The 18,590-nt window shown below is 52.7% G+C and carries 15 protein-coding genes; 10 read left to right on the top strand and 5 right to left on the bottom strand.

What is annotated here, in order from left to right; all coding sequences use genetic code 11:
• Positions 1–15: 15 nt before the first annotated feature.
• Together aroA and ACGHAD_RS11085 are read right to left on the bottom strand one after the other, a co-directional pair.
• Entirely contained in the window at positions 16–1,299 is a 1,284-nt protein-coding gene (gene aroA, locus ACGHAD_RS11090; RefSeq protein ID WP_382417515.1) for a 3-phosphoshikimate 1-carboxyvinyltransferase, read from the bottom strand.
• Positions 1,300–1,408: 109 nt separating this feature from the next.
• Positions 1,409–2,401 (bottom strand): Gfo/Idh/MocA family protein, encoded by a 993-nt coding sequence (locus tag ACGHAD_RS11085; RefSeq protein WP_382417513.1) that lies wholly within the window; start codon positions 2,399–2,401, stop codon positions 1,409–1,411.
• 86 nt (positions 2,402–2,487) lie between these two features.
• On the opposite strand from ACGHAD_RS11085, the gene ACGHAD_RS11080 reads away from it, so the two are divergent.
• From ACGHAD_RS11080 to ACGHAD_RS11055, 6 genes are all read left to right on the top strand, one after another.
• Positions 2,488–3,042 (top strand): NUDIX domain-containing protein, encoded by a 555-nt coding sequence (locus ACGHAD_RS11080; RefSeq protein ID WP_382417511.1) that lies wholly within the window; start codon positions 2,488–2,490, stop codon positions 3,040–3,042.
• A 206-nt stretch (positions 3,043–3,248) separates the two neighbouring features.
• Positions 3,249–4,397 (top strand): porin, encoded by a 1,149-nt coding sequence (locus tag ACGHAD_RS11075; protein WP_382417509.1) that lies wholly within the window; start codon positions 3,249–3,251, stop codon positions 4,395–4,397.
• Between the two features lie 38 nt (positions 4,398–4,435).
• Complete coding sequence (locus ACGHAD_RS11070; RefSeq protein WP_382417507.1) at positions 4,436–6,430, top strand: BCCT family transporter; 1,995 nt, start codon at positions 4,436–4,438, stop codon at positions 6,428–6,430.
• A gap of 28 nt (positions 6,431–6,458) precedes the next feature.
• Positions 6,459–7,169 carry a ZIP family metal transporter gene (locus ACGHAD_RS11065; protein ID WP_339614800.1) on the top strand — a complete coding sequence of 237 codons (711 nt, stop codon included), beginning with the start codon at positions 6,459–6,461 and terminating at the stop codon, positions 7,167–7,169.
• Between the two features lie 33 nt (positions 7,170–7,202).
• A complete protein-coding gene (locus ACGHAD_RS11060; RefSeq protein ID WP_382417505.1) occupies positions 7,203–7,943 on the top strand; it encodes a TIGR01458 family HAD-type hydrolase in 741 nt (246 codons plus the stop codon).
• 27 nt (positions 7,944–7,970) lie between these two features.
• Complete coding sequence (locus ACGHAD_RS11055; protein ID WP_382417503.1) at positions 7,971–8,873, top strand: Gfo/Idh/MocA family protein; 903 nt, start codon at positions 7,971–7,973, stop codon at positions 8,871–8,873.
• Positions 8,874–8,931: 58 nt separating this feature from the next.
• Here the strand turns inward: ACGHAD_RS11055 and ACGHAD_RS11050 are convergent, their stop codons facing one another.
• The 3 genes from ACGHAD_RS11050 to ACGHAD_RS11040 form a co-directional block, all read right to left on the bottom strand.
• The gene (locus ACGHAD_RS11050; protein ID WP_382417501.1) at positions 8,932–9,324 is read right to left on the bottom strand and encodes a hypothetical protein; all 393 of its coding nucleotides are present in this window, start codon (positions 9,322–9,324) and stop codon (positions 8,932–8,934) included.
• Between the two features lie 41 nt (positions 9,325–9,365).
• Positions 9,366–10,574: a sodium/glutamate symporter gene (gene gltS, locus ACGHAD_RS11045; protein WP_382417499.1), complete on the bottom strand. Its 1,209-nt coding sequence runs from the start codon at positions 10,572–10,574 to the stop codon at positions 9,366–9,368.
• A gap of 109 nt (positions 10,575–10,683) precedes the next feature.
• Positions 10,684–12,768: a TonB-dependent receptor domain-containing protein gene (locus ACGHAD_RS11040; protein ID WP_382417497.1), complete on the bottom strand. Its 2,085-nt coding sequence runs from the start codon at positions 12,766–12,768 to the stop codon at positions 10,684–10,686.
• Positions 12,769–12,941: 173 nt separating this feature from the next.
• Between ACGHAD_RS11040 and ACGHAD_RS11035 the strand changes: the two genes are divergently transcribed.
• The 4 genes from ACGHAD_RS11035 (at position 12,942) to ACGHAD_RS11020 (ending at position 18,581) form a co-directional block, all read left to right on the top strand.
• On the top strand, positions 12,942–13,958 hold the full coding sequence (locus ACGHAD_RS11035; protein ID WP_382417495.1) for a helix-turn-helix transcriptional regulator: 1,017 nt from the start codon (positions 12,942–12,944) through the stop codon (positions 13,956–13,958).
• 124 nt (positions 13,959–14,082) lie between these two features.
• Positions 14,083–15,981, top strand: coding sequence for a metallophosphoesterase (locus ACGHAD_RS11030; protein WP_382417493.1), 1,899 nt, complete (start codon positions 14,083–14,085; stop codon positions 15,979–15,981).
• 239 nt (positions 15,982–16,220) lie between these two features.
• Positions 16,221–17,375, top strand: a complete 1,155-nt coding sequence (locus ACGHAD_RS11025) for an IS30 family transposase (protein ID WP_382417065.1) — start codon at positions 16,221–16,223, stop codon at positions 17,373–17,375.
• Between the two features lie 651 nt (positions 17,376–18,026).
• A complete protein-coding gene (locus tag ACGHAD_RS11020; protein ID WP_382415011.1) occupies positions 18,027–18,581 on the top strand; it encodes an ankyrin repeat domain-containing protein in 555 nt (184 codons plus the stop codon).
• Positions 18,582–18,590 lie beyond the last annotated feature (9 nt).

Genomic DNA, 18,590 nt, shown 5'->3' with positions numbered 1-18,590 from the left:
TTTGTGTTGGTGGCGCTATTTGGTGATGCGTGCAAACTCATCAAAGTAGGTCGGGAAGGTCTTGGATGTACATTTGGGGTCGTTAATAACAATCTCGGCATCGCCAAAACTGGCCAGCGAAAAGCACATGGCCATGCGGTGGTCGTTGTAAGTGTCGATGGCAGCGCTTTGAATGTGCTCGGGTGGCTCGATGTAAATGTAATCGTCGCCCTCTTCTACGGTGGCTCCCACTTTGCGCAGCTCGGTTGCCATGGCCGCCAAACGGTCGGTTTCTTTAACACGCCAGTTGTAGATGTTGCGAATACGGGTTGGCCCCTCGGCAAACAAGGCGGCGGTGGCAATGGTCATGGCGGCGTCGGGGATGTGGTTTAAATCCACGTCTACGCCTTTTAAATTACCCGTGCCTTTTACTTCAATCCACATATCCGAGTAAGTCACCTCGGCGCCCATTTGCTTCAGTACCTCGGCGAATTTTGCGTCGCCCTGAATGCTGGCGCTGCCGGTGCCGTGTACTTTTACCGGGCCACCACCAATAGCGGCAGCCGCCAAAAAGTACGAGGCCGATGAGGCGTCGCCCTCGACCATAATCTCACCCGGCGATTGATAGGTTTGCTTACCTGTAACGCTAAAGCTTTGATAGTTATTGTTGGCGACGCTTACGCCGAACTTGGCCATAGTGTCGAGGGTAATATCGATGTAGGGTTTAGAGACTAGCTCTCCATCGACGTTAATGGTCGTGTCGCCAGAAAACAGTGGCGCCACCATTAATAGTGCGGTCAGGTATTGGCTAGAGATATTACCTTTAATGCTAACCTCTCCGCCGGTCAGCGGTTTGCCTTTAATCAGCAGTGGCGGAAACCCATCGTCCTTTTGATAGCTAATATCGGCGCCCAGCTGACGCAGAGCATCGATCAAATCGCCAATCGGGCGTTCGTACATGCGCGGCTCGCCGGTAATGGTAAAGTCACCGCTGCTTGCGGCTAGGGCGGCGGTGAGTGGACGTACCGCCGTGCCGGCGTTGCCGAGGTACAAGACTGCCGCTTCGTCGATGGCGAAGGTGCCACCTAAGCCGTCGAGGGTACAGGTTTGTTTGTCGTCGCTCAGCTGGTAGTTCACGCCCAGCGCGGTTAGTGCGCTCAGCATATGGCTGACGTCGTCGCTGTCGAGCAAATTGGTAATGGTGGTTTGGCCTTTAGCCAGTGCGGCCAGCAGCAAAATACGGTTAGACAAGCTTTTGGAGCCGGGCAGGGTGACTTCGCCCCGTGCGCTAGTGATGGGTGATAGGGTCAAGGTTTCCATAAATTGCCGGCTCGTGTCAGAAAAAGGCGGTATTTTACCGGAAACCGCCACCGCTGCGCTATGGGTAGCACGCAATCGTGAGCCGACAGCGCGCGCGGCCTTTTACGTGTTACTCAAAATCGTATTTAAGTGGTAATTGTTCGCGGATGGCGTCGAGTACTTGCATGATGCCGAGGGTCTCGGCCAGCGGAATAATTGGGCTTTCAAGCTCGCCGGCGCGAATACAGCGAGCGGCCTCACGCACCTGAAAGATAAAGCCGTTGTCGGCGTTGCGGTTACTGATGGTTTCAGTCTCGCTCCACTCGCGCCCGTTAAGCTCGCGCAGGGTAAATGCATCGGCCGATTGAAAGTTGGGGTAGTCGATGCGTCCAGTGGCGCCAAATAAGCTGACTTCTTGCCCCAGCAGCAAATTAAAGCTGGTGTTAACCGTGGCGATACAGCCGGAGGGGAAGACTAACTGGTACGAGGCAATTTCATCTATCCCGGTATTACTAAAGTGACAATGGCTGTGACTGATTTGCGGCAGCTCGCCCAACCAAAAGCACAGCATACTGATGGGGTAAATGCCCATATCCAGGGTTACGCCACCGGCCAGTGCGGGGTCGATTAAGCGCGGTAGGTAGTAATCGGGGGCAATGCCGCCGAAGTTGATATTGGCAACTTTGACGGCGCCGATACGTCCGCTTTGGATGGTATCGCGCAACGTAATCATGGATGGCAAAAACCGTGTCCAGATGGCTTCCATCAAAAATACTTTGTGCCGTTTGGCGCAGTCGATTAGCACCTGAGCTTGCGGCGCGTTGACCGTGAAGGGTTTTTCAATCACTACATGTTTGCCGTGGGCGAGGGCAAGCAGGGCGTTGTCGGCGTGAAAGTTGTGAGTGGTGGCAACGTAAACCACGTCGATATCGTCGCGCGATACCAGTCGAGCGTAGGTTTCACTGTCGATTTGGTATTGATCGGCAAAGGTTTGGGCGCGCTCGGGGGATTTGGATGCGACGGCTACCAGCTCATTGTCGGGCTCTAGGTTAATCGCCTCGGCCATTTTATGAGCAATAATACCGGCACCGATAATGCCCCAACGGATAGTTTGATTGGACACGAGATCTCCATATTGTAGGGTAAGACTGTCAGGTGAAACTATTTTTAGTGTGTAAGAGCGTGGCGCAATTTTACCTTGGAGTAAATATGAGTGATGCAAAGATAGTCCAGTTAAGCAGTAAAGAAGTGTATAAAAACCAATGGTTGCGCGTACGGGAGGACCGTGTTCGTCGCCCCAGCGGTGCTGAGGGTATTTACGGCGTGGTCGAAAAACCTGATTTTGCCGTCATAGCCGCTATCGAAGACGATCATATCTACTTAGTTCAGCAGTACCGCTACACAGTGGGTGGTCGTTTTTGGGAGATGCCGCAAGGCGCGTGGGAGCAAAACCCCGATGCTGACCCGGCCCTGCTGGCGGCTGGCGAGCTGCGTGAAGAGACAGGCTTGGTAGCGGATAAGCTGACACAGCTGGGCTACCAGTACCTGGCCTATGGTTTTTGCGATCAGGGCTACCATATCTACTTGGCCGAGCATTTAAGCCAGCAGGAGCGCAAGCTCGATGCCGAGGAGGAGGACCTAATCGTAAAGCGCTTTAGTTTGGTGGATATGCGTCAAATGATACTCGACGGTGAGATTCGTGACGCCACTACGGTTAACGCCTATGGTTGGTTGCATTGGCGGGGGTATTTGGGCAAGGCGTAAAGCGCGCGCTAGTCCATCCACTGGGCGCCATTGCATGTCGGGCCCGGTGGTCTATAGTTTTAATGCTAGCGTAGGTGTTATATCCAGCGAAATGCTGTTTGCTTGATTGGGGGCGTTAGACTTACTGCACTAGGCTGCGGCTTAGGCCTTAACCGCCCCGCAATCCCGATCATGGAATCATTCTATTCACCTGATGAGATCATCCAATGCGATTGCCGGCAGCAACCCCTGCACCAACAACAATAAAGATAGCCGCAGTAGGGCTCGGTTTATGGCTGTCGGCCAGCGCAGTGGCCGACACCGTGGCCAGCTCTGCTAGTGCGCAAGCCGCTACCGCCAAGCCCGCCAGCAATGTCTTGTCTGCAGGGGTATGGGGGACCTACCAATACCTGCCGGACGACCCGGCCAATAAAAACAGCGGCGGTGAGTTTACCGGCGAGGCGCTCATCCTGTATGCCGACGGCGACGCCGGTGACAGCGGCAATTGGCTGTATTCCGCCGAGTTTCGGGCCGGACCCGGCAGCTTTACCGACCCTGATAACAACTCCAGCGGCGATGACTTCGCCTTGCACAAGGCGTGGGTGGGCTGGCAGTTGGGAGATCAGCATACTGTGCGGGTGGGTAAGTCTCAGGTGCCATTTGGCTGGAAGACCGTTAACTTTTGGCCCGGCGATATTCTCTTGGCGGGCTATGGCGATCAAATGGATGTGGGCGCCAAACTCACCGGCAGTGCCCACCGGCTGAGTTACGATGCCGCGTATTATCACGCCGATGACTGGGGCGGTGTCAGTACCGATACGCTGGATGATAATGGTCACTGGGGTAGCTCCAGCACCTACCGCAAAGTCAAAACCTGGGTGGGCAATGCATCCTATGCGCTAACCAGTCAGCACTCGCTAGGTGTATCACTGCAACGCGGCAAGTTGCAAGATTTAACCGGTGACCCGGCTCGTCCTGTGAGCGGTAGCCACGAGGCCGCTGTTTTATATTACGAGGGGCAGCTGGGAAGCTTTTTCTCAAAAGCCTCGTACATCGCGGCATCGCGCGATTTACCCAAAGGTTACGCGAGTAGTGCCCAGCTAACACCTACTGTTAAGAATAAGCGCCTGACCGCAGAGGTGGGTTACAACCTGGGCCCTTGGGCTATTTATCTTGATGCTTCGGCCGCCGAGCCCGATACCGAGGGCAGTGAAGCCAGCACTGTTCGTGCGCTAGCCCCTGGGGTTCGTTACGATTATGGCCCGGGCTGGGTTTATCTTGAGTATCTTAACCAAGATGGTTACATCGATCGCAATGGTCAGGTGGGCGAGGGCGATTTTGAAGCGCTCTATCTATCGTTAGACTTTTATCTGTAAGTCTATTCACACAATTCGTTTTACTGAGTGGGGGAATCATGGCGTCTGAAGATGTGTCAGAGCGCGAACCAAAATCGTGGATAAAAATCAATCCGCCGGTGTTTTTTGGCGCGGGCGGCTTGTGCCTGGTGTTTGTGTTATTCGCGGTACTCATGCCGACAACGGCCGAGAGCTTGTTTGGCTCGGTTCAGGGGTGGGTAATACACTCAGCCGGTTGGTTTTATATTTTGGCGGTGGCGCTCTTTTTATTGTTTGTCGTGATTCTAGCGTTTTCCAGCTTTGGTAATATCAAGCTCGGCCCCGATCACAGCGAGCCGGATTACAGCTACGCGTCGTGGTTTGCCATGTTGTTCTCAGCCGGCATGGGTATTGGGCTGATGTTTTTTGGTGTGGCAGAGCCCGTAATGCACACCATGAGTCCGCCGGTAGGCGATCCGGGCACCGCAGAGGCGGCCCGCGAGGCGATGCGCATTACCTTTTTTCACTGGGGCATACACGCCTGGGCTATTTACGCCGTGGTGGCGCTGTCGTTGGCGTACTTTGCGTTTCGCCACAACTTACCGCTAACCATTCGCTCAGCTTTGTACCCATTAATTGGCGATAAAATCTACGGCCCCATCGGCCACGCGGTGGATATTTTTGCCGTGCTGGGCACTTTATTTGGTGTGGCCACCTCGCTCGGTTTTGGGGTGATGCAGGTCAATGCGGGGCTCAATTATTTGTTTGATGTGCCGTTGGGAACGGGCATTCAGGTGCTGCTGATCGCGATTATTACCGTGTTTGCCACTATATCAGTAGTGCTCGGTCTCGATGGCGGCATTCGGCGAGTGTCCGAGTTAAATTTAATACTGGCGGTGGTGTTGGTGGTGTTTGTGTTGCTGGCCGGCCCGACTGTTTATTTGTTGCAAACTTATGTGCAAAACATTGGTTACTATCTATCCCGTATCGTCGATACCACCTTTAACTTGTACGCCTATGAGCCCTCCGGCTGGATTGGCGGCTGGACGTTGTTTTATTGGGGCTGGTGGATTGCCTGGTCACCTTTTGTAGGGATGTTTATTGCGCGGGTATCCCGTGGCCGCACCATTCGCCAGTTTGTGGTTGGTGTATTAATGGTACCGGTGGGCTTTACCTGCCTGTGGATGACATTTTTTGGTAACACCGCGATCCACATGATCATTAATCAAGGTGTTACGCAATTGGCCGATGCGGTCGCCGCCGACACTTCGGTAGCGCTGTTTCAGTTTTTTGAATATTTACCTTTCTCCACGATCGCCTCGTTATTGGCCACGGTACTGGTGGTCACCTTTTTTGTTACCAGCTCCGACTCGGGCTCACTGGTGGTTGATATGCTTACCTCCGGCGGCGAAGGTGACGATACTCCGGTTTGGCAGCGTATTTTTTGGTCCGTCACCGAAGGTGTTATTGCCGCCGCACTGCTGATGGCCGGCGGTTTACAGGCGTTGCAAACGGCTACCATCGCCAGTGCGTTGCCGTTTACGTTTGTGATGCTGTTAATGTGCTGGGGGTTACTGCGCGCGTTGAGGCTAGAGATGGTCAAGCGGATTAGCCTGCGCGACGCCATGTTAGCGCCGCGTGTGGCACACAACCCGGTCAGCTGGGAGAAACGCTTGTCGCGCATTGTCCGCAACCCTAACCGCGATGAAGTGCTTAGCTATTTAAGTACGACAGTCAGCTCGGCATTGGAGCGGGTGGCGGCTGAGCTGGGTAACAAAAATATTCGTGCACAGGTCGAAAGCGATGAGCACGATAGGACATGGCTCAATGTTTTTCATGGCGACGAGGCCGACTTTTTTTACTCGGTGCATGTTCGGCCATACACTCCAGCGTCTTTTTCTATGCGCGATACGCGTGCCAGCCGCGGTGAAAAACTGCGCTATTTTCGCGCCGAGGTTTACCTAAAAGAGGGTGGCCAAGATTATGATATTATGGGCTGGAATGAAGAGCAGGTAATTGCTGACGTGCTCGATCAGTATGAAAAGCACATGCATTATCTCGATGCCGTGCGTTAACCGAAAAGAATCAATAAGGGGCGGGTAAGTGCAGCAAGAAGTTGTCATTGTATTGATTACCTGGGCCGCCGGAGTAACGGCGTTAATCGGTGGCTTTGCCGCCCGCTATGAAACTTTTAAAGAGAGCGTTGCCAAGCAAGAGTTTATTCATGCCATTGTCGCCTTTGGCGGCGGCGCTTTGTTGGCCGCTGTGGCATTTGCGTTGGCACCGCACGGTATGGAGGTGCTGTCGCCACTGGTGTTGGCGGTCAGCTTTTGTGCCGGTGCGTTAATTTTTTGTGCGCTGGACGCTTATCTTGCCAAGCGCGGCGGTACATTTTCGCAGTTTTTAGCGATGTTGATGGATTTTATCCCCGAGGCAATATCGCTGGGCGCCATTTTTGCCGAGAACCGCCAAATGGGTTTGGTGTTGGCGGCGTTTATTGGCATGCAAAATCTACCCGAGGGGTTTAACGCATTTCGCGAGCTGAAAAAAAGTGGTGTGCGTGGCCGCACGATTTTATGGGTGTTTTTGGGGGTGAGCTTCTTGGGGCCACTGGCGGCATTAATGGGGCATTATTTTCTTCAGGGTCGCGAAGAGGTCACCGCCGTAATTATGTCGTTTGCCTCGGGTGGTATTTTGTATCTTATTTTTCAGGATATCGCCCCGCAGGCGTCTATGCGACGTCACTGGTCGCCACCACTGGGCGCTATATTGGGTTTTTTGGTCGGTATGCTGGGGACTGTCATTATCGCTTAAATCAGAGCCCAATAAGCGCTTGATGGAGGTGGCATGATTAACGCCATATTTTTTGATTTGTCGGGTGTGCTCTACGATGACGATACACTGTTGCCCGGTGCACTGGAAACCTTAGCTGCGTTGCGCGCAAAAAATTACACATTACGTTTTCTGACCAATACCGCAACAAAGTCTCGCGAGCAGATAGTCGCCAAGCTGCAAAACCTTGGCATCGAACTTAGCCCTACCGAGCTATTCACCGCCCCCGATGCGGCGCAGGCCTATGTCAAACAGCAGCGGTTAACTCCCTTTGCCTTAGTGCACCCGAGTATTCAGCCGCTGTTTGCTGTGAGCGGTGCGCCTAACTGTGTGGTGTTGGGTGATGCCCGCGAGGAGCTTAACTATCACAACCTCAATAAAGCCTTCCGGTTGTTAGTCCAAGGTTGCCCTTTACTGGTTATTGGCGACAACAAATACTTTCCTGAGGGCCGCGAGCTAAGCCTTGATGCTGGCCCTTTTGCCCATGCCTTGCAATGGGCTGCCGACTGTAAGGTGCGAGTATTTGGCAAACCCAGCGCCGATTTTTTTAACCAAGTGGTTGCCACCACTGAATTTGCCCCCAGCAAGTGCTTGATGGTGGGCGACGATGTGTTGGGCGATGTTGGCGGCGCCCGCGATGCAGGCTTGCAAGCGGTGTTGGTGGGTACTGGTAAATACCAGCCTGGCGATGCCGCTAAACTTACGCCTGCCGCCACTAAGGTTGACTCAGTCGCAGACATCTTACACCTGCTGTAACATAAGCATTTTGACCGAGACTAACCTATGCGCATTGCTTTAGTCGGGCTGGGCGATATCGCCCAAAAAGCCTATTTGCCCGTTGTTGCTCGTCACGCAGCGATTACGCCAATGTTATGCACCCGCGATGGCGCTGTTTTGCAGTCGTTGTCCGAGCGCTACCGCATTGCCGAGGCTTACGCCGACTACCACGAACTGCTGGCCGCGCGGCCGGATGCGGTGATGATCCACGCCAGCACCGCGAGCCATTACACCCTTGCTCGGGCGGCGTTAGAGCAGGGCATTGCGGTGTTTGTCGACAAGCCAATCAGCTACCAACTAGACGAGGCGGAGGCATTGGTAGCCTTGGCGCTGAATAGCGACACGCCTTTGTTTTGTGGTTTTAACCGACGTTACGCGCCTTTGTATCAAGCGCCGCTAGCCACACCGCCTGTGAATATTTACTATCAGAAAAATCGCCATAACTTGCCGGATGATGCCCGGGTGTTTATTTACGACGATTTTATTCACGTGTTAGATTTTGTTCGCCATGCTGCAGGTGTGTTAGATATCGACAGCGTAACTCCGTGGGTTAGTGCCTATTCTGAGCGGGGAAAACTGGGCAGCGTACAGGTGTGTTTTGCGTTGCATGGACGCCATTTTACCGCAGCCATGAACCGTTTAAGCGGCCAGGCGCGCGAGCGGCTAGAGTACAGTACACGTAATCAAAGTTGGCAGGTGGATAACGTCGCAACGGCAACCCACTACAAAGAAAATTGCGCTTTGCCTCTGGGGTTTAACGACTGGGATGACACCTTATACAAACGTGGCTTTGTCAGCATGATCGATGAGTTTATTGCGGCGGTACGCAGCGGCCGCGCCGACACCGACTATTTGGCCGGGGTTTTAGCAAGCCATCGTTTGTGTGAGCGAGTATTACAACAGCTGTAGTCGATGGGTTATGTCTGCCCCGCACGGTTGGGCGCGAGGCAGATCGCCGGCACAGGCTTTAGGGCGACGGCATAAAATCGTCTTGATCGTCGGCGGCACTTTCTACCGTTAGCTTTAGCTCTAGGGCGCCGTCTTTAACGCCGGTTTGCTCGCCCAGAATAACCATCACACTCGGCTCAATGGTGCGGCCAGCGGCGCTTAAGCTGGTCTCGGCCATGGCCGAATTGGCGTTGTCGGAGGTAATGGTGATGGCAAGCTCGTAACCGTTGTCGCCGGATACTGATACCGATGCTTCTTTACCTCCGCTAACTAACATCGAAGGTGTGCCCAATACTTGGCCGTCGGCGATAACGGTTGCGGCTACGTGATAATCGTTAACGGCGTGGGCGCTAAATGATAAGCAGGCAATGGCCGCGCCAAAAATAATACCAGACAAACTAGATCGTTCCATGAAGGTGCTCCCGGTTAAGTGTGTCGTAAAATAGCCGTGTTTTACCAGCTGCCCATTAAACCCAAGCACAGCTTAATGGTTACGGCGTTAAGAATGTCGATAAAAAATGCTCCTACTAAAGGAACAATTAAAAATGCTTTGGGCGAGGGGCCGTAACGGTGAGTGGTGGAGTCCATGTTAGCAATCGCCACCGGCGTTGCGCCAAGCCCGAGCCCCGCAAAACCCGCCGATATTACCGCAGCATCATAATCGCGCCCCATCACCTTGAATACGACGTAGATCGCAAATAAGGTCATAACTAACGTTTGCAGTAAGAGTGCAAGAATAATGGGGGTAAAGCTGTTAACCAGCGACCAAAGCTGCAGGCTCATCAAACTCATACCTAAAAACAAGCTTAATGATATCTCGCCAAACTTAGCAATAACGCCATGGCTTACCGGCAGCTTTAAGTGATCGGCGGCGTTGGTGAGAACAATGCCCGCGAACATCGCGGTGAGAAACCCTGGCAGCAGGATGTTGCGTTTGGATAGCAATTGGTTGGCCAGTTCGCCTAATTGTACACACAACGCAAGTAGCAAAATAACACCCAAAATGGCGCTTAGGCCCCAAGGTTTTTGATCTATCTCGGCGACTTCTATCTCTATATCGTGTTGTTCTTTTGCATCAACTAAGGCCGGTGATAATTGATTTTTTTCAATCAGCCATTTGGCAATAGGTGCACCGATAATACCGCCGGCGACTAAACCAAAGGTAGCAAAGGTGATGCCTATAGCGCCGGCATCACGCAGGCCTGCGGCCTCGGCTTCGGCGCCCCAGGCAATGGCGGTACCGTGGCCGCCGGCAAGCGAGATACTACCGGCCATTAAGCCGTACCCCGGGTGCACGCCTAGCACCGTGGCAAGCACGACACCGACGATATCCTGCAGGAGTAAAAACACCGCAGCCACCGCCACTAACCTGGCCAGTGCGCGGCCCCCGCTGGCCAGACTGCTTAGTTTGGCCGCAAGGCCGATGGTGGAGAAAAACACCAGCAGTAAAAAGTCGCGTATTTGCATATCAAACAGCAGCTGGACGCCACCAATAAAATACAAGGTGGCGGTCAGTACGCTAAACAACACGCCACCGGTAACCGACGGCGGGATATTACTGCTACCCAGCAGCTTAATGCGCTGATTAATGTAGATACCGACAAACAGTACCAGAATACACACGATGAGCGTGGGAATGGGCGGTAGAGTCAGGGTTGTCATGGCTGTCCTTGCGTTGCCTGAGCAATTGACTCTAATTATAGCGGTATTGATACAAAAAAGCCCCGGTAAAACCGAGGCAATAGGAAGCGCGTTTTTAAAAAGCCTGAGCCTAAAATTGATAGGCTACCGTTGCTTTGATGTTGCGGCCAGGCTCGTAGTCAGTCAGGTACAGCTGACCAAAACGGGGGTGAAAACTGGTGCCCGTGCGCGATGACTGCGACGCGTAAAACTCGTCAAATACATTGTCGATGCCGGCGGTAAGCTGCAACCGTTGCAGCGGTTGCCACTGCAGCGAAATATTGTGCACGGTAAAACCATCTTTGGCGTTTTCGAGGGATGCGCCATCCAGGTCTGGGCCTGCGGCCACATCATCTACCATCAGGACATCATAGTGCAGCGCTAAATCCAGATTGCTAAAGGTGTAGTCAAGGTTAACGCTCCAGGTGTCGCCCTGCTGGCGGTCGATGCGGGCACCCTGGTACTGGCTGTACTCGTCAAAGGCGTCCAGTTCACTTTCGGCATCCGAATAGGTGATCAGCGCGCGCAAACCGCCAATGTCGTACCCCACGTATGCCTCAACCCCTTCAATCTCCATATCGCCGACGTTGTCCATGGCCGGACTGGCGTATTGGTATATGTAACCGTCGATTTCAGTGTTAAAGAAGGTCGCCCCGACGCTGAACAGGTCGGCGCCCAAAATGGCATCGCCGTAGGCAAATGCCAGCTCGTTGTTGACGCCGCTTTCGGCTTCTAGCTCAGGGTTGGGGGTTTCAAACAGACCGGCACCGGTAAACACCTCGGATAACTCCGGGCCTTTAAACAGTTCGGTGCTGGATGCTTTAAAAACCAGCGCATCGGTGGGCTGAAACTCGGCGGCGATGGAGGTGGTGACATCGTCGTAAGATTTATCCACCACGGTCGAGTTGACGTCGTACTCATCAAAGCGCACACCGGGGATCACTGCAAACATGCCAAATTCGATGCGATCCTGAACAAAAACGGCCGAGTTGGTAGCGTCTTCGCTTGAGGAGTCAACGCCGCCTTCGATGTAGCTGGCCTGGTATTCGGTCTCGTACTTAATTACGTCAACACCGTAGGTAAGGGTTTGGTTGATGCTACTGCCAAACTCGGTTTCGCCGATGATGTTAAAACCGGTATTTTTTGCATCACCCTCAACAATGGCCGCCCAGGTAACAAAATCGGGGTTTTCGGCGTAGCCGCTTTCATCGCGCCACAGGTTACTTTCGTTTTGGAACACCGCCGCTTTAATTTCGGTGTGGCTACCAATAAGTAAATCGTAATTGGCGGTAATGGTGTCGCGGCTAAACTCGGTAGGCCATAACAGCGGCACACCCAAAGAGTTGGTAATTGCCAAATCGGTAGCTAAGCCCATATCGGGGCGGTAGCTGTAGTCGCCCTCGTCGGTGTATGACTCGTAACCGATCTCCAAACGCTGGCTGGGGGTAAAGTCAAAACCGACCTTAATCAAGGCGTCATCTATCTCGCCCTTAAGGCCGCGCACCGTGCCGTCGGTACCGGGCAGCTCGTTGCCATCACTGCCGATAATCTTGCCGCCACCGACCTCGTAATTGTCGCGTTCTACCCGGTTGTAGTAGGCCAGCAAATCCACAGTGTCGCCCAGTTGCGCAAACGCTGCGATTGAGTAGTTGTGGCCCGAGTTATCGCTGGTGGTGCCTTGCAGGCGTGCGCCAAAGCTTTCACCTGCGGCGAGCATGTCTTTCGCCTCTTTGGTTTCAAAGCGCACCGCACCGCCTAAGCCACCGTTAATCACCGAGTTGGTCCCTACATCAATATCCACCGATTTAAGAATATCGGCGTGAATTTGCAGGTTACCCATATGGTGATACATGTACGTATTTTGGTTGGCGCCATCGATGCTAATACGCAGGTCTTTGTCATCCATGCTGCGGATGGTAATGCGTTGGTTCATCGAGTGGGCACCGCCCACATCCACCCCCGGGATCGTGCGCAGCAAGTCGCTAATGTGGTCGGCTTGGCGCATGGTGATATCGGTGGTGTCCATATACACGGATGAGGCTTTTACCTCGGTGCCCCATACAACGACTTGCTCGATCTCGGCAGGTGCATCACTGCTAGAGGCAGAATTTTGTGCGAATGTGGCTCCCGAGGCGGCCAATAAAGCCGCGGCGGCACAGGTTGATTTAATGGGCATGGGTATTCCTATAAGTGGGATTGTGTAACGTTCGTTAATATTGATGAGAATCATTTTTATTTATGATACATTTGCCAAAGCGAATAAGCAGGCTGCAAAATCGTCAAATGGCTATGGTAAATCGTCAAACTGAGGCGAGTGCGGGGTTGCCAACATCAGGGAGGCCTTAGGCCGTGCAAAAGCTGCGAATAAAGCCCAGTAAAAGCGATTCAATCGACGCCAACCAGTTGCGCCAATTGGTGGGCCCGCTCGCGTCCGATCATCGGTTGCTGGGCGAGGCGAGTGGCCCAATGCTAAAAGGACATTTTTTTAGCCGCCGCTTTGGTGCCGATATGTCGGTACACTGCGTGGATGCCCACGAACTAGAAGATCGCGCCAGCAGCAGTGAGTGCCCTGCAGGTATTAGCATTAATATTTTGTTGGCCGGTGCGGTGCAATTTAGTCTCGGGGCGCAGCAGTATGAGTGCCGCGCCGATGACCGGCCCCTTGGGCTTGGTTTGCGCTTGGCCGAGCGCGAGCTGTTTACCCGTCAACTGCGCCGCGGCGCTTATGTTTGCAAAGTTAACGTCAGCTTAAGCGAGGCCTGGGTACGCGAGCGCTTTGATGGCGCGCTACCTGATATTGGCGTATCCACTGCGCGTCAGCAGCCAGTCGTAAGCTGGCAGCCCGACGAGCCGCAACTGCTGCTAGCCCATAAATTACTCAGGTTAAGTGTAGGTGCCGAGGGCAGTGCTGAGGCTAAAACCAAAACGCAGGCGATGATCTCCATGGAGGCGGCCGCCATTGAGCTGGTGGGTCGGGTGTTGCACGGTGAGGGCAGGTCCGAGCCGCTCGCGGCAAACTCTGCCAATAGGGCGGCCGATGCGTTGCGCCAATTACTCGAACGAGACCTGGCCGGTACGCTCGGTTTAACCGCATTGGATCTAACCTCACTGGCCCACCGCGCGGGTATGAGCGTGAGCACCTTACAGCGTCGTTTTAAATCCGAGTGCGGCATGACGGTGATGGAGTACGTGCGCCAACGCAAGCTCGAGATGGCACGCAACGCCCTCGTGGTAAAAGGCCGCTCGCTGCAAGAGGCGGCATTTCTTGCCGGTTACGAGCACTCGTCTAATTTTATCAGCGCTTTTAAGCGACGCTTTGGGGTGACACCGGCAAACTTAGTGCGTCAGCACCGCGCTGACTTGTAGCGGGCGGCAAACTTGCTTACATCTGCCGCTCGGAACTGTCTCTGGTATTGCCCTGGTGCGTTGCGCTAGACTTTGTCATCTCAACTCCCATAAGCTTTGGATTTTACCGCTTCAAGGATCGATTATGTCCGCTTTTTCTACTCGTCATTTACCGGCTTTACTATGGTCGCTTATCGCGTGTGTTGCCTCTGTACAGGCTTGGGCTCACGGCTCAGATGAACACAACCACGATCCGACTGACAGCACCGCTGAGTTTGTGCAAATACACGCAAGCGATGTGGTAAACCCCTGGACTCATCTGAGTTTTAATAACGACCCTAACGCATTTCAGTTTGCCATTGTTACCGACCGCACTGGCGGTTTGCGCCCTGGTGTGTTCTCGCAGGCCGTCGATAAACTAAACCTATTGCAACCCGAGTTTGTGGTCAGCGTGGGAGATTTGATTGAAGGCTACACAGAGGATCGCGCGCAACTGGCTACCGAGTGGAACGAGTTTGACTCCATGGTGAAGCGCTTAGCCATGCCGTTTTTTTACTTGCCCGGCAATCACGATTACACCAACCCGGTGATGGCCGATGTTTGGCGCGAACGCTATGGCGCCAGCTACTATCACTTTGTTTACCGCGATGTTTTATTTGTAATGCTTAATTCCAACGACGGCGGCAGTACGCATACGATGTCGGGCGAGCAAATCGATTGGTTAAAAGGCGTATTAAAAGCTAACCCAGAGCCTAAGTGGACGCTGGTGTTTACTCATGCGCCCCTGTGGGATAGAGACGAGCAAGACCGCTGGAGCGAGGTTGACGCCTTATTAGAGTCGCGCCACTACACCGTATTTGCCGGCCATCATCACCGCTATGTAAAAACCGAGCGCAAAGGCCATAAGTATTTCACGCTAGCCACCACCGGCGGCATTAGCAGTATGCGCGGCACGCGCTTTGGCGAGTTTGACCATGTGGTGTGGGTTACCATGAGCGATGACGGCCCCATTATCGCCAACTTATTGCTCGACGGCATTTGGGATGAAAACGTGCGCACCGCACAAATGCGCGACAATCAAAACAACATGATCGACAAAGGCCGCTTGTCGGCCCCGGCATTATTGCATCGCGGTAACTTTACCGAGGGCACCGCCGAACTGCGCTTTACCAACGATTCAGATATTCCCTACACGGTAACGACAACCGCCCGCGCCAACCAAGGTTTTAGTGTGATAAGTGATTCACCACAAACCCTTACCGTGCCGCCCAACGAGGTGCGCACCATACCCGTAGCGCTAAAAAGTAGTAAGCCTGCGAGCGGCAATCACAACGCCGCCCATGTAGATTGGCAGCTTGAGTACAAAGACGGTGATACACCCATCACCTACGACGGCAGCCGCACCATTGCCGTAAGTCGCGAATACCCGATTAAGCCTATTGCCGATATTGAACTCGACGGTAAGCTTACCGAGTGGCAGGGCCACGAGTTTTTTAACGCCGCTGACAACCAGTACTTTCAGGCAGAGAATTGGAGTGGCTTAAGCGATGCCGACTTTAGTTGGTCAGTGGCCGAAAGCGGCAAGTTTTTGGTGCTCGCGTTAAAAATCACCGACGATACCCTGGTGCGCAACGACAGCGAAATCATCTGGAGCCAAGATGCGATGCTTATTACCCTAGATGCGCGCCCCAAAAGCCGACGCTTACTAAAACAAACCTACGACAACCGCGTGCCCGGCGAACGCTATATTGTGTTACAGCCAACCGCGAATGGTTTTGTTAGCGCGTTAAAAGGTACCCCCAAAGTGCCTGACTCTGTGCGTCAGAAAGTAGTGTTGACCGACTCGGGCTACACCGCTGAAATCGCGATTCCATTTAGCTTGCTTGATGCCGATCATGGCAGCGAGTGGGACGGTGTAAGGCTGAATGTGCTGCTGCGTGATGTCGACCCGAATGAGCCCGGAATGGTAGGGCGCGAGTGGTTGTCGGCCTGGGGGTATGAAACAACGGTGGCGGGGAGTGGGAGTTTTTATCGTTTGGAGTAACGTGTGTTGCTCTGGATGATCGCGCTTTGTATCAGGTTTTATATCGTCATACCGGCCTTGAGCCGGTATCCAGTGGTTTTGCTGTCTACGTAGTGGTTTGGGTGGCATACGATGGCAATGGTTGGTTATTACCTTGTGTGCCCTTAGTCGCCGGGCGGGCGAGTCACTTTTCTGTTTGGGTGGCCTCAATGGGTCAACGCAACACGTAGATTATTACCGTGTTGGGGAGGACTTTTGATATGACAAAAACCATTAAGACTAAAATTAGCGCCAAAGACAGTGGAGACCTTTGGAGGCGATGGGCGTTAGGGGAGTCTTTCGTGTCTATTGGTTTCGCGCTACTCAGAGACCCTAGTACGATCAGGCAGTATATTCGTCGTGCGGGAGGTATTGCTCCTCGAGCTAAGAAACGTCGCGCCAGTGCGCTGACACTGAAGGACCGGGAAGAAATTTCACGCGGAGTCGCCGCTAACCGGAGCGTTCGCGATATTGCTCAACAGATAGGCCGCTCTCCTTCCACGATTGCTAGAGAGTTGAATCGTAATGGCCGAAGGAGCCTTTATCGAGCGGTTGATGCTGACCACGCAGCTTTTACTCGAGCGCGTAGACCGAAATCTTGCATGCTTAGCCAGAACAACCGACTTCGAAATATAGTGGCCGACAAGCTGTCGGATGACTGGTCGCCACAGCAAATTGATGGCTGGCTAAAAGCTCAATACCCAAAAGACAGGAGCTACTGGGTGTCACACGAGACTATCTACCGCAGCTTATATATACAGGCACGAGGTGTCCTCAAAAAGGAGCTTCAGAAGCATTTGAGGCGTCGCCGAAGCTACCGTAAACCCAATGGCGTACAAAAAGAGCGCAGGGGAGTGATAACGGACCTTGTCTCTATTAGTGAGCGCCCCGCAGAGGTCGAAGATAGAGCCCTGCCAGGCCATTGGGAGGGAGACCTGATCGAAGGGAGTCAAAATAGTTATATTGCAACCCTAGTAGAGCGGTCGACGCGCCACTTAGCTCTAGTTAAAGTAAATAGCAAGGAAACCTCAGAGGTTGTTGAAAAACTTATACGGCAGTCGAAGAGTATTCCACAAGAGCTTTACAAGTCATTAACCTGGGATCGCGGTTCAGAGCTAAAGCAGCACAAGCAGTTCTCACTGGCAACGAATGTTGATGTGTATTTTTGCGATCCTAAAAGCCCTTGGCAAAGAGGCAGCAACGAAAATACCAACGGGCTGTTGCGGCAATACTTTCCCAAAGGTACCGACCTGTCGGTTCATTCGCAGGCACACCTGAACAAGATTGCGAGAAAGTTAAATGAGCGTCCCAGAAAAACCTTGGGTTTTGCAACGCCCGCTGATAAATTTGCACAATGTGTTGCACTGACCGGTTGAGATCAAGTGGCCAGAAAAGTGACCAAAAGAGGCCACCCCGGCATCTCAGCCCTAACGGGTCCCCTCTCTCCGGCCTATTTTAGCGGGCCGTCTCGACACTGCGTCCCTGCACTGACGAGACTTACGTGAGCGTCCTGCTCACTTACCCCCTAAAATAGACCTGCGCTCGGCTGGCTACAGGGGCCCCAAGGCGGTGCTTCGTAGCTCGCTGAACCGACGTAATATTTTTACATCGTCATACCGCCCTTGAGCCGGTATCCAGTGGCTTTGTTACCTTCTTAGTGCTTAAAATGCTATACGGTCGCAATGGTTGGCATAAAAATCATCGTTGGTTAGTATTATTAAATAACAAGCGCTTACACAATATCGGCACATATTCATACGGCGAGCAGTGTTTAAATGGATACTTGTATTTAGCTCCATTTATTCTCTTCCTTTTGGCTCTTTTACGGGGCAAACGCGTAACCGCGCGTTTATTGTGAGCCGGCTTACGTTGACCTTTCTAAGATAAGCGATTCGGCGCTTTTTTCGTTATAAAATTAACGGGGTATATCTTGGTGCTAAAGTGTATTCCATACAAGAAAAGTTGCCGGGCGTATTTTTTAACTCGCACACCAATAAGGTTATAAGCATTAAGTATGGGAGTGACTTATGCGTCGAACATTTTCATTAATTATTTTTGCATTTTTCTTCAGTAACTCAAACGCGTCTGAGTTGTGTGAAACTTTATACCGAGCTTCAGAGCTGGGCGAGTATAATACAGTGACAGAGATAGTTTCATCGAATTTAAGTGTGGCTTCATGCGCGGGAAAATGGGGGTATACCCCGCTGCATGGAGTGGTAAGTGGTCATGGTGTATTGGTGAAAGGCGATTTGGATATAATAAATTATCTAATTAAAAATGGTGCCAATGTGGAGGCAAAAGCGGATGGGGGAATTACTCCATTGCATATAACACCGTACCCAGAGGTGGTTGACCTCCTTGTCAAGCGAGGTGCAAACCTTGACGCGACTGACGATGATGGCTCTACGGCAATAATGTTTAGCGTGGAAGACAATAATGGCTCAGCTGCTCTGCTGAAATTGCTTGAGTTGGGCGCTAATGTCAATCATCGCAACAAAAGAGGTCAGTCTGCGCTCGATATTGCATATAGTAGAGAGGAGCAAGATAAGGTCAAAATACTTAAGAAATATGGTGCCAAGTAGTGCTTAACC

Source organism: Gilvimarinus japonicus, assembly GCF_042847215.1.
Lineage (GTDB): Bacteria > Pseudomonadota > Gammaproteobacteria > Pseudomonadales > Cellvibrionaceae > Gilvimarinus > Gilvimarinus japonicus.
Note: the sequence above shows the minus strand (reverse complement) of the source record. Positions and strands in the feature narration are given on the sequence as shown.

Excerpts from the sequence above, each read along its gene's own strand:
- aroA (WP_382417515.1), bottom strand. The coding sequence starts at position 1,299 with ATGGAAACCTTGACCCTATCACCCATCACTAGCGCACGGGGCGAAGTC.
- ACGHAD_RS11080 (WP_382417511.1), top strand. The coding sequence starts at position 2,488 with ATGAGTGATGCAAAGATAGTCCAGTTAAGCAGTAAAGAAGTGTATAAA.
- ACGHAD_RS11075 (WP_382417509.1), top strand. The coding sequence starts at position 3,249 with ATGCGATTGCCGGCAGCAACCCCTGCACCAACAACAATAAAGATAGCC.
- ACGHAD_RS11070 (WP_382417507.1), top strand. The coding sequence starts at position 4,436 with ATGGCGTCTGAAGATGTGTCAGAGCGCGAACCAAAATCGTGGATAAAA.
- ACGHAD_RS11060 (WP_382417505.1), top strand. The coding sequence starts at position 7,203 with ATGATTAACGCCATATTTTTTGATTTGTCGGGTGTGCTCTACGATGAC.
- ACGHAD_RS11055 (WP_382417503.1), top strand. The coding sequence starts at position 7,971 with ATGCGCATTGCTTTAGTCGGGCTGGGCGATATCGCCCAAAAAGCCTAT.
- ACGHAD_RS11050 (WP_382417501.1), bottom strand. The coding sequence starts at position 9,324 with ATGGAACGATCTAGTTTGTCTGGTATTATTTTTGGCGCGGCCATTGCC.
- gltS (WP_382417499.1), bottom strand. The coding sequence starts at position 10,574 with ATGACAACCCTGACTCTACCGCCCATTCCCACGCTCATCGTGTGTATT.
- ACGHAD_RS11040 (WP_382417497.1), bottom strand. The coding sequence starts at position 12,768 with ATGCCCATTAAATCAACCTGTGCCGCCGCGGCTTTATTGGCCGCCTCG.
- ACGHAD_RS11030 (WP_382417493.1), top strand. The coding sequence starts at position 14,083 with ATGTCCGCTTTTTCTACTCGTCATTTACCGGCTTTACTATGGTCGCTT.
- ACGHAD_RS11025 (WP_382417065.1), top strand. The coding sequence starts at position 16,221 with ATGACAAAAACCATTAAGACTAAAATTAGCGCCAAAGACAGTGGAGAC.
- ACGHAD_RS11020 (WP_382415011.1), top strand. The coding sequence starts at position 18,027 with ATGCGTCGAACATTTTCATTAATTATTTTTGCATTTTTCTTCAGTAAC.